This window comes from Marinifilum sp. N1E240, from assembly GCF_009295825.1.
GTDB lineage: Bacteria > Bacteroidota > Bacteroidia > Bacteroidales > Marinifilaceae > Marinifilum_A > Marinifilum_A sediminis.
In genome coordinates, this window is record NZ_WHKF01000009.1 from 124,234 (window position 1) to 136,293 (window position 12,060).

Below are 12,060 nucleotides of genomic sequence, written 5' to 3' on the forward strand. Positions count from 1 at the left end.
ATAAAATATTTATTTTTATACTTTGTAGATCTATATCAATTTTAAAATTATTTGGTAATACGAGTTGTCGTATTCTCTTAGTTTATTGAGAATAACGATGCTTTAAGCGATATCTGATGATTTTATAAGAAAATTTTAAATATGAAACTTCTTTCTTTAACAGGCATTTTGTGCATAATCGGGCTTTTAATTTCGTGTTCCTCTAAATCGTATGTCAATAGAGGCGATAAAATGGTTCTTGCCGGAAAATATTATCATGCACAAGCGATGTATGAAAAAGGATATAAAAAGGAAAAGGATAAGGAACAAAAAGCAGAAATTGCTTTTAAAAATGCAGCCTGTTTTGATGAGATAAACGAGCCAAGAAAAGCTGCATCATGGTATCGTAAAGCTATAATGAATAGAGATACTTTTGCTACTGCGGTTAAAGCTTTGGCATATGCGGAGGTGAAAAATAATAGATTGGAAGAGGCAGAGGAAAATTTTTGGGAATATCTGGATTTAAACCCAGAAATGAAAAACAAAGATGATGCATCAAAAATATTAAAACGCATTTCGTATTGGGAAGAATTTCCGGGTAGATATAAGGTGGAAATCTTAAAAGAATTCAATTCGGGAAGTAGTGATTTTGCTCCTATTTATATGGGGAAAGATACCAATGTTATTTACTTTACATCGAATCGAAAATATCAGGATAAGCCTAAAAAAGATGGTGTAACGGGAGAGTATTTTTCAAATTTGTACGAATCGCATTATTCTAATGAAGTAATTCGAAAAAGTAAGAAGAAAAAAGGAAGAAAAGCTAAAAGCAGAAAAATTATAACAGATACTTATCAGTGGAGCAAGCCTGATGGTATTGGAGATACCATAAATTCTGACTGGAATGAAGGTGCAGCCTGTTTCACAAGTGGTGGAGATATATTCTACTTCACATCATCCAGGAAAATTAATAAGAACAATCAGGGAACGAAGATATTTGCTGTTCAAAGAAAAGATGGTGATTGGGGAAGAGTTGCGATGCAGGAATTGGTAGCAGATTCACTTTCTGTTGGGCATCCTTCAATTTCTGATGATGGTTCGATTCTTTATTTTGTTTCTGATATGCCAGGTGGCTATGGTGGAAATGACATTTGGATGAGTAAGAAAAGTGGAAGTGGTTGGAGTGAGCCTCAAAATTTAGGAAGACCAATTAATTCTGATAAGGATGAATTGTTTCCTCATATCCGTGACAACGGCATGCTTTATTTTGCCTCAGACAGAGATGGTGGAATGGGCGGATTGGATATTTATCAGGCAATGAGAAATGAAGTTGGAGTTTGGCAGGTTGATAATATGAAATATCCTATTAATTCTACCGCTGATGATTTTGCCATTCATTTTCAGGCAGGACAAGAGAAGGGCATGTTCAGTTCTTCCAGAAAAAAGGGTAATGATGATATCTATAGATTTGACTACATGCCTTTGCAATTCACTTTTTCAGGACAAGTGCTGGATTCGGAAAGCAAAGAGCCGATTGAAAAAGCCAGAATCAATATCGTTTCAACTGATGGAGAACAATCCGAAGTAAAATCAGGTAAGGATGGAAAGTTCTTTTTGGAATTAAAACCAGACCTGGAATACATTGCAATGGTTTCAAAAGATGGTTATCTAAATGGTAAGGAATTGGTAAATACTTTGGGTATTAATGTGAGTCGTAATTTTAAATCAATCATTGGTTTGAAAGCAATAGAAAAACCAATAGAATTGCCAAATATTTTTTACGATTTTGGTAGCTGGAGTTTAAGAGAAGAATCGAAAGAAGCATTAGATGGATTGGTAGAAACATTAAATGATAATCCAAAAATTACTATTGAATTGGGTTCTCATTCTGATTTTGTAGGGAGTGAGTCTACGAATAAGGAAATATCTCAAAAAAGAGCTCAATCGGTTGTCGATTATTTAATTGATAAAGGAATTTATTGGGATCGATTGATTGCTCATGGTTATGGCGAATCGGAACCTCGTAAAATTAATTCTGCAATTGTAAAAGAACACGATTTCTTGAAAGTAGATGAGGTGCTAACAGAATCAAGAATCGAAAAAATGAATTCAGATCAGAAGGAAATTGCGAATCAATTGAATCGTAGAACCGAATTTAAAGTTTTATCAACAGATTATAAGCCGGGACCAAATTCGAAAGTGAAGCCAGGCAGCAACTCTAATCAGATAGGAAATACTTTAATTAAAGAATTGAATAAAATAAATGGAGTATTCTACACCATTCAGGTAGGTGCATTTGAAAAAAATACGATACCTACAGTTGTTCAGAATTTCAAGGTTGTTTTCCGCGCAAAAGTCAACGAAACTACAAATAGATACACTACCGGAATATATGATGATATTGAGGAAGCTAAGCTTGAGGCTCAAAACATCAATAAGAAAGGAATTAAAGCTTTTGTAATCGCATACAATAATGGGAAAAAGATTACCTTTGCGGAAGCTAAAAAATTGAAGGAGTAAGTTCCTTTTATACTTTATCTAAACAACCATGAGAAAAGACGAAAGATATAATCTGAGAGGTGTTTCAGCTTCGAAAGAAGATGTGCACAATGCAATTAAAGATCTTGATAAAGGCTTGTTTCCAAACGCCTTTTGTAAAGTAGTTCCTGATTATTTAACGGGAGATTCGGAATATTGTAATATTATGCATGCCGATGGTGCAGGAACCAAATCATCACTAGCATACATGTACTGGAAAGAAACTGGTGATTTATCGGTTTGGAAAGGTATTGCTCAGGATGCATTAATTATGAATATTGATGATTTATTGTGTGTAGGAGCTGTTGATAATATTCTTTTGTCGTCGACAATTGGTCGTAACAAGAATTTGATTCCGGGTGAAGTAATTTCTCAAATTATTAACGGAACTGAAGAGTTGCTTGCCGAGTATGCCAAGTTAGGAGTAAACATTCATGCTACTGGTGGAGAAACGGCAGATGTTGGTGATTTGGTGAGAACCATTATTGTTGATTCAACAGTTACTTGTCGTATGAAACGTGAAGATGTAATCACCAATGAGAAGATTCAGGCTGGTGACGTTATTGTTGGTTTGTCAGCATCAGGAAAAGCAACTTACGAGAAAGAATACAACGGAGGGATGGGATCCAATGGATTAACCTCTGCTCGCCACGATGTTTTCTCAAAATATTTGGCAGAAAAATACCCTGAAAGTTACGATAACTCGGTTCCTGAGGAGCTAGTGTACTCTGGTAATTGCAAATTGACTGATAAAGTTGAAGGTGTAGATATTGATGCTGGAAAATTGGTATTATCTGCAACCAGAACTTATGCTCCAATCATTAAAAAGATATTGGATCAATACAGATCGCAAATTCATGGTATGATTCATTGCTCGGGTGGAGCTCAAACCAAAGTCTTGAACTTTGTTGACAACTTGCATATCGTTAAAGATAACATGTTTGATGTGCCTCCATTGTTCCAGTTGATTAAGGAGCAAAGCGGAACTTCTTGGGACGAAATGTACAAGGTGTTTAATATGGGGCATCGTTTCGAATTGTACGTTCCAGAAGAAATTGCTAATAATATTATTGCTATCTCGAAAGAATTTGATGTTGATGCAAAAATTGTTGGTAGATGTGAAGCGCACAAAGGGAAGAAGCTAACTGTGAAAAGTGAGTTTGGTAAATTTGTTTACTAGATTTTAATAAAATAAGATATTATTAAAAATGCCACTCGAATTTGAGTGGCATTTTTATATGGTGTTAATCGTTGATTTCAAAGCCCCATTCTTTGATCACTTTAGGCTCATCGGGGTAAACAGTGAGTAATAGATTTCGAATACTTTTAATTTCGTTTGAGATAAATTTCAAATCATTTCTTTTTGAATGATCAAAATGTTGATGTTTGTTGCTTTTTGTTGTTTCCAGATCTTTAAAACTTCTGATTTTTTTAGATTTTTCAACTAGGCGATCCATGTCAACAGCTCCGTTCAAAAGGCTTCTCTTTTTATTTGTTTCGTGCCTTTTGTAAATCTTTCCTAATAAACCCAATATTTGATCTTCGCTACGAGGGATTTTGACTTTAACCATAAGCTTAGTTTTAAGCAATTAAACTTAGTTGGATTACAAGACATTTGCTCATCTTTATCATTTCAAGATGAAAATAAACGAAACTTTATTTTGTAAATATTCAGATCAATAATTTCTGGTTTGGTTATTTTCTTTTTATGAAATTACTCAACTGAATACCTATCGTTTATTTCCTATTAAAATTAACTCCGTTGTTTTAGAAAGTAAAGAGTTATTATATTTTTTTCTCAATTTAAAATCAAACTAAATTCCACCAAAAAAAGCCTGTAATTTGATTTGCAGGCTTCATATTTTTGTTGATTAAGATTCTATTTTATGGCCGTTGTTTCATCTTTCTTTAGAATAAGAATCTGTCCCTCTTTTGTTATTATTTGGTTGTAAAATTCTTTTAAGATTTCATATTCGTCAGGAACAAAATGAGAATTGTTAATATTAAATTTAAGACTTGCCATTATTTTATTTCCTGATAGAACTGCTTTATAGCTATATGTTCCTCCATTTTCAGGTAATGTAATCATCGAAGGTTTTGGCGTATATTCTGTTGTATATCCTTTAGGGATTTCCAATATAAGAAGATAGCTGATGTGCATGGGATGTCCAAAATTTACAGGATATTCCCTTTTTTCAAGTTTAAATGGATTTTTTGTTGTGTGATATTTTAATATTGGATTTAAATAAATTTTATCACCTTCTATATTTGCATGATTTTCAATTAGGGTCGAATAGGTAAGAACTAAAGGTTTATATCTGTCATTTAGGTTTGTAAGTTTTACATTCTCAATATTCCATTCATCATTTTCATCAATGAGTTTGCTTATCGCCTCTTCTGTCTTAATATTGAAGTTCTTTCTTTGTTTAATAGCTTCGTAATCATAGAATACTTCTTTAAAATTACCAGTTAAATCTCCCTCTTTGGTTAATTTAAGATTAGCCATTAAATTTATTTTTGATCCCTTAGTTGGGTTTAAGTCTACCCATTCAGATCGACTTTCAGAAATAAGTCTCCCTTTTTCATTTAAGCATCTAAAAGGAAGTATGCCAATAGGACAATATGGATCGGTTGCATCCATTAAGAGTTGTTTGCCTTCAATTTCTGCACTTGCTATAACATAGTTCATTTGAGTTATTGTAGGATGCGATGGATGAATTATTCCATTGTTTCTGGTACTTAAAACCACAGGGTAGGCATCGATACCAGCTCCTCGTAATAAGGCAACTAAGAGTAAATTAACTTCAGCTGAATTGCCTTTTTTATCTTTCCATATGTCTTTTAATGATTTTGAAGTATATAATCTGTTAAGTCCATTCCATTTTATTTCATTCTGAATAGTTTGGTATATTTTACCAATTTTATCTAATTCCGAATCTGTTGGGTTTACAATATTGGCTAGAACATTTTTAGTAAAGGCAAGTTTTTTAATCTGTACACCAAAACTTTCCGATTTGATTAACTTTTCTCTAACTGTATTCCAAGTTGATGAATATCTATGAAGAGGGCTTATTCCTATTTGGTAGGATTGCAATTCGAATTCTATTCTGCTTAAATAGTTTTTGTTTGCTAACATGTATGATTCACTTTGAAAAGCGGGAATGTTTTCACCCGAATATTCATATATACTTGAAGTTGGATTAAGTGTAAATCGATGTCTTTCCATCTTAATATTTCCATATTTGGTATTCATTTCTTTATACTCTACCATTATATTTTCCACTTTATTTCCTAAATCTTCTTCATGAATCGGATAATATCCTTTTATGGTTTTTTGGTATTTAAAATATTCCGGAATTTGAGTACGATATTTGGAATATATAACAGGGATACTATATTGAAACTGCCAAGTCTTAAAATTGTGATAGAACGGTGATTTAATTACATATTTACAATCAATTACAGAACCAACTTTAATATTGGGCATGGTAAATTTGACAGTTTTCCAATTTGGTGTGGATTCTTCATAGAAAATTTGATTTTTTTCTAATTTGGAGCTGATGATTTTCGATTCTAGATTGAATGTTTTTCCCTTTATGGCATATATGCCTTCGTAACCATTTTTGTCATGATAAATAGGTATTTCGAAATTTGCATAATTAAATCCTTCTTCTTTTAAAATTTTAATTCTCACATGTCGTTCAAATTTGCAAACAAAACCACTATTGGTTTCGTTGTTTTCATAATCGAAAAAGGAGTACCCGTTATCATATAGAATAACAGCAACAGCATTGGTGTCAAGTTGGTAGTTTTTCATTTCCAACTCTTCTATAGATACTTTTCCAAATTTTAACTTAATATTTTCACAGTTAGAAAGTTGAGGGTTTAGTGAGCAAAAGAGAAAAAGCAATAGGGTAATAAGAACACGATTCATAGGGATAGGGTTAAATTAGTAATGACTTACTAGAGTTTATGTAATGTTATGAATATCAATATAATTAATTGTTAATTAATATAAAAAAGAAAAATGTAATGAGGAGAGAATTTTATTTATTACCATTATGGTTTTTACGAGGAAATGCCTATATATATAGGACAATTTAAAAATTGGAAGTTAATATTGTAGATGTGTTATTTAAAATGATTTTATTTTTCTAATTTTGTCCAAAATTTAGAATACTGTAGCATGAGCAATAATTTGATCCTAGATAAATTAGAAGGTGTCTTCATTAGATTTAAGGAAGTCGGACAATTAATTACCGACCCTGAATTGATGGGAGATATGAAACGCTTTGTGAAGTTAAGCAAAGAATATAAGGAATTGGAAGCAGTTACTGTAGCTGCTAAAGCATATAAAAATGCTGTTGATACGATAGCAGAATCTAAAGATATCATTGCAAATGAATCGGATGAGGAACTTCGTGAAATGGCAAAAATGGAGTTGGATGATCTTGAAGAGAGACTTCCGGAAATGGAACAAGAAATTAAGCTTCTTTTAGTACCTGCAGATCCAGAGGATTCTAAAAACGCTATTCTTGAGATTCGTGGAGGTACAGGTGGTGATGAGGCTAGTATTTTTGCTGGCGATTTGGCTAGAATGTATACCAAATATTGCGAGGCAAAAGGATGGAAAGTTTCAGTGTCTAGCTTTAGTGAAGGAACTTCTGGTGGTTACAAGGAGATTGTGATGAATGTAACTGGTGAAGGTGTGTATGGTATTTTGAAATATGAATCAGGAGTTCATCGTGTTCAGCGTGTACCGCAAACCGAAACTCAGGGACGTGTTCATACAAGTGCTGCATCAGTTGCGGTTTTGCCAGAGGCAGAAGAGTTTGATATTGATGTGAAGGAAAGTGATATCCGTAAGGATACCTATTGTTCTTCAGGTCCTGGTGGACAGTCGGTAAATACTACATATTCCGCTATTAGATTGACTCATATTCCGACTGGCATTGTTGTTACTTGTCAGGATCAGAAATCTCAGTTGAAAAATCTTGCAAAGGCAATGATCGAATTGCGTTCACGTATTTACGCGATGGAACACCAGAAATATTTGGATGAGATTTCATCGAAACGTAAAACGATGGTTTCTACTGGTGACCGTTCGGCTAAGATTCGTACTTACAATTATCCGCAAGGACGTGTTACCGATCACCGTATCAATCTAACCTTATATAATTTGTCAGCTGTTATGGATGGCGATGTTCAGGAGGTTATCGATAAACTTCAAATTGAAGAAAACGCAGAACGACTTAAGGAAAGTGGTTTATAATAATATTTGGCAGTGGTATCCCCACTGCCTTTTTTGTATTAACTAGTAAACAACCAAAAAATGAATTATCAGGCATTATTCGAGCAAATTAAAAAGAAGAAAAGTTTCCTTTGTGTAGGTTTGGATAGTGATGTGAAGAAAATTCCTTCTCATCTAATGGATTCAGAAGATCCGGTTTTTGAATTTAATAAGGCAATTGTTGATGCGACTGTTGAAAATACGATTGCTTATAAACCAAATATTGCATTTTACGAATCTCGTGGAGCAGCAGGTTGGTTAAGTTTGGAAAAAACGGTGAACTATATCAAGGAGAAATATCCTGAAGTATTTTTAATTGCCGATGCAAAGCGTGGTGATATTGGAAATACATCTAAAATGTATGCAAGTGCATTTTTAGAGAATATGCCATTCGATTCAATTACTGTTGCTCCTTATATGGGAGAAGATTCGGTAACTCCTTTTTTAGAATATAAAGACAAATGGGTTATTCTTTTGGCACTAACTTCCAATAAAGGAGCTTTCGATTTTCAGTTTTTCCAAGAAGGAGAACAAAAATTATTTGAAAAGGTTCTTGAAAAATCTCAGGATTGGGGAACTAAGGATAATATGATGTATGTGGTTGGAGCTACAAAGGCTGAAATGTTAGGTGATATTAGAAAAATTGCACCAAATCATTTTTTATTGGTTCCAGGTGTTGGTGCTCAAGGTGGAAGCCTGCAAGAGGTTGCTAAGTACGGAATGAACGAGGCGTGTGGATTATTAGTGAATTCTTCTCGAGGAATTATTTTTGCTGATACATCTGAAAATTTTGCAAAAGTAGCTGGTGAAAAAGCTAAAGAGCTTCAGCTTGAAATGGAAGACCTTTTAAAAGAAAAATCTGTGATATAATCAGATACCTTAAGATATATGAAAGCGGCTAATTATTGATTAGCCGCTTTTTTATTGTCTGCTATTTGCCAAATGGTTAAATTAGAGGAAGTGATGATAAAATTTTTATTGTATGACCGAAGATTTTCTGCAATTTATATGGAAGTCTCGTCTGTTTATGGATGAGAATATTTTTTCGACGAAAGGAGATGTGATAGAAATAGTAGATGTTGGAAGACAAAATTTTGATGCTGGACCAGATTTTTTCAATGCACAAATCAAAATAAATAATGTGCTTTGGGCTGGTAATGTGGAAATTCATATTAAATCATCTTCTTGGTTTGTGCATAATCATCAACACGATGAAGCATACGATAATGTAATTCTTCATGTTATTTATGAGGATGATGCTGATATTGTAATGGATAATGATCGTCTAATACCAAATTTGGTGCTAGATTTTGATAAAACTCTTCTTCAGAATTACAATTCTTTAATGAATTCACAAAAATGGATTCCTTGTTATGATGATATTAATTCGGTGGATCAATTTTTTGTAAAGAATTGGTTGGAAAGGATGCTTGTAGAGCGTTTGGAGCGAAAATCAATAGAAGTAAAAAAGATATTGGAACAGAATGTATTTTCATGGGAGGAAACTTTTTATCAGATATTGTCCCGATATTTTGGCATGAAAGTAAATGCTGATCCATTTCAGCAGTTGGCACAATCTGTTCCGGTCAAAATTTTATCCCGACAGAAAAACTCATTACTGCAGTTGGAGGCTTTATTGTTCGGTCAAGCGGGAATGCTAGAGGATAATGTAAGTAAGGATAAGTACTATTTATTACTTAAGAGAGAATATCAATTTTTAGCAAATAAGTATAATTTAACTCCATTACCAAAAAGCAGATGGAAATGGTTGAGACTACGACCTGCAAATTTTCCAACTGTTAGAATTGCACAATTGGCTTCTTTAATTTTAAAATCGAATTCTTTATTTTCAAAAATTGTTGCATCACCAGATTGTAAAACAATACAAGAACTTTTTTCAGTTGAAACATCAGCATATTGGAATAATCATTATCAGTTTGGGAAAGAATCGAAACTTCGCAATAAAACTTTAGGAGTATCTGCCATTAATGGTATAATTATAAATGCTGTTGTTCCTATTTTGTTTCTTTATGGAGAGTTGAATGGAAAATATAAGATAAAAGAGAAAGCTCTGAATATTCTAGATCAAATTCCATCTGAAAACAATTCGATAATAAAAAAGTGGAGAGATTGTGGTGTTAAAATTCATTCTGCTTTTTATTCACAATCTTTACTTCAATTAAAATCAGAATATTGTGACAAGTATAATTGTTTGCAGTGTGAATTTGGTAATAGAATTATTCGGGCAAGACATGCCAATGCAGATAAAGTGTAAATTTTTAAGTCTACATTCGTTCGTTTACGGATATTGATTATCTTAGATTTTAATTGATCCTGCTTGTATGAATAAACAGAAAATTTGGGAAGAAAATATTCGCACTTTAAGTATCGCCATGTTTTTTTTGGTGCTTACTGTTGCGGTTGGTACTGCTGGATATATGTATTTAAATGAGGCATATTCAGTTATTGATGCCTTGTATATGACTGTTATTACTATCTCAACTGTTGGTTTTAAGGAAGTTCATCCTCTTTCTGATCTTGGAAAACTATTTACTGTTTTCTTAATATTTATAAGTTTTGGGATATTTGGTTATATGGCATCGGCAGTAACTCGCTTCATACTTGATGGTGTTTTTCGTAGAAATTTAAAAGATTATAGGATTGTGAGAAATATTGAGAAATTAAGTGGTCATGTAATTGTCTGTGGTTTTGGTAGAAATGGAAAGCAGGCAAGTTTGGAGTTGATGGAGCATGGTGAAAATGTTGTTGTTGTCGATTTTGAAGAATCGTCAATAGATAAAATCCGTACTTATACTGATTTGCTATTTGTTCAGGGTGATGCTACTCAAGAAGAGGTATTGGAGAAGGCAAATATATCCCAAGCTAAGGCTCTGATTACTGCAATACCAAATGATGCAGAGAATGTTTATGTGGTATTAACCGCTCGTGAAATGAATCCTGGTTTGAAAATTATCTCACGTTCATCTCATAGTCAGTCAGATAACAAGCTGAAAAGAGCCGGAGCAGATAATGTAATAATGCCGGATCGTTTAGGTGGACAACAAATGGCAAAATTAGTTGCTCAACCCGATGTTGTAGAGTTTTTGGATAATATTTTATTGCAATCTACTAAGGGTGTAAAGCTTGAAGAGGTTAGCTGTCAGGGCTTGGCTCGCTGTTTTATTGGAAAATCCATTAAAGAATTAAATGTGAGAAATCGTTCTGGTGCCAATATTATTGGTCTTAAGGATGAAAATGGAGGGTATGTATATAATCCATCTCCTGAATTAGTATTAGAAAATAATTACCATTTGTTTGTTTTGGGAAATAAGGAACAGGTTAGTAATTTAAAAGAGCTTCTTATAAAAGGAAATTAGAGTTATCTCTTTGGATAATAATATCGACATGGAAATCACAACTTGGTTGTGATTTTTTTATTCCTGTAATTCAGTCAGTTGTGATTTTGTTGTGATTTTTTTCTTGAAAACATTTGGATAATTGCTATTTCGACTGCTATATTTGCATCCACTTTCAACGGAGAGTGGATTTATAAAATGGTTGTTTAGTAGTATTTTATAGGCAGCGGTAGGGTGGTCGTAGGAATCTTTTTATGATTGTTTACACCTACTAGGCATCCAATTTATTTTTTTTTGAAACTTTTTCAAGTTTGCATTAGGAAATGAGGAATTAAATTCTTTATCTTTGCAGCCGCTTTTAGAGGAAGGAGATCTTGTGAAGTACTAGTATTTATAAGGTTTTTACAAGTATTCGATCTCAAAAAAAAGTTCAAAAAAGTTTTGCAATTGTAAATGTATTTTATTTATCTTTGCAGCCGCTTCTCTAGCGAGGGAAGTTTAAAAAAAACTGAAATTCTGGGGTGATGATTAGGGGTTTTGAGCTTCGAAAATCTTTTTAAAATTTCTTTTAATTTTATTAGGATTTAGGAATAAAAATTCTTTATCTTTGCACTCGCTTTTCCGCTCAGATTTTCTGAGTGATTAAAAGGAAAAACAGAACGATACGTTCTTTGAAAATATTGAAAACGAAAAAGTTAGGTAAATACAAGAATAATACCTTGTCAATTAGAATTTACGAAAACTTTGATACATCCAACGAGCAGAATTATTTAAAAACTTTTATACAACGAAGAGTTTGATCCTGGCTCAGGATGAACGCTAGCGACAGGCCTAACACATGCAAGTCGAGGGGTAACATTTCAGCTTGCTGAAGATGACGACCGGCGCACGGGTGAG

The 12,060-nt window shown here is 33.2% G+C and carries 8 protein-coding genes and 1 rRNA gene; 7 read left to right on the forward strand and 2 right to left on the reverse strand.

Features of this window, described 5'->3' with window-relative positions:
• Nucleotides 1–141: 141 nt before the first annotated feature.
• Both GCQ56_RS17570 and GCQ56_RS17575 read left to right on the forward strand, forming a co-directional pair.
• Complete coding sequence (locus GCQ56_RS17570; RefSeq protein ID WP_152735842.1) at nt 142–2,499, forward strand: OmpA family protein; 2,358 nt, start codon at nt 142–144, stop codon at nt 2,497–2,499.
• Nucleotides 2,500–2,527: 28 nt separating this feature from the next.
• Complete coding sequence (locus tag GCQ56_RS17575; protein ID WP_152735843.1) at nt 2,528–3,697, forward strand: AIR synthase related protein; 1,170 nt, start codon at nt 2,528–2,530, stop codon at nt 3,695–3,697.
• Between the two features lie 64 nt (nt 3,698–3,761).
• Here GCQ56_RS17575 and GCQ56_RS17580 read toward each other — a convergent pair whose 3' ends face one another.
• Both GCQ56_RS17580 and GCQ56_RS17585 read right to left on the reverse strand, forming a co-directional pair.
• Complete coding sequence (locus GCQ56_RS17580; RefSeq protein WP_152735844.1) at nt 3,762–4,088, reverse strand: hypothetical protein; 327 nt, start codon at nt 4,086–4,088, stop codon at nt 3,762–3,764.
• Nucleotides 4,089–4,396: 308 nt separating this feature from the next.
• A complete protein-coding gene (locus GCQ56_RS17585) occupies nt 4,397–6,451 on the reverse strand; it encodes a DUF3857 domain-containing protein (protein WP_152735845.1) in 2,055 nt (684 codons plus the stop codon).
• A 252-nt stretch (nt 6,452–6,703) separates the two neighbouring features.
• On the opposite strand from GCQ56_RS17585, the gene prfA reads away from it, so the two are divergent.
• The 5 genes from prfA to GCQ56_RS17610 all read left to right on the forward strand — a co-directional run.
• On the forward strand, nt 6,704–7,789 hold the full coding sequence (gene prfA, locus GCQ56_RS17590) for a peptide chain release factor 1 (protein ID WP_152735846.1): 1,086 nt from the start codon (nt 6,704–6,706) through the stop codon (nt 7,787–7,789).
• Between the two features lie 60 nt (nt 7,790–7,849).
• A complete protein-coding gene (gene pyrF, locus GCQ56_RS17595; RefSeq protein WP_152735847.1) occupies nt 7,850–8,677 on the forward strand; it encodes an orotidine-5'-phosphate decarboxylase in 828 nt (275 codons plus the stop codon).
• A 112-nt stretch (nt 8,678–8,789) separates the two neighbouring features.
• On the forward strand, nt 8,790–10,082 hold the full coding sequence (locus tag GCQ56_RS17600) for a DUF2851 family protein (protein ID WP_152735848.1): 1,293 nt from the start codon (nt 8,790–8,792) through the stop codon (nt 10,080–10,082).
• Nucleotides 10,083–10,149: 67 nt separating this feature from the next.
• Entirely contained in the window at nt 10,150–11,184 is a 1,035-nt protein-coding gene (locus GCQ56_RS17605; RefSeq protein ID WP_152735849.1) for a TrkA family potassium uptake protein, read from the forward strand.
• A gap of 763 nt (nt 11,185–11,947) precedes the next feature.
• Nucleotides 11,948–12,060: ribosomal RNA gene (locus tag GCQ56_RS17610) — 16S ribosomal RNA — on the forward strand; the annotation flags it as partial.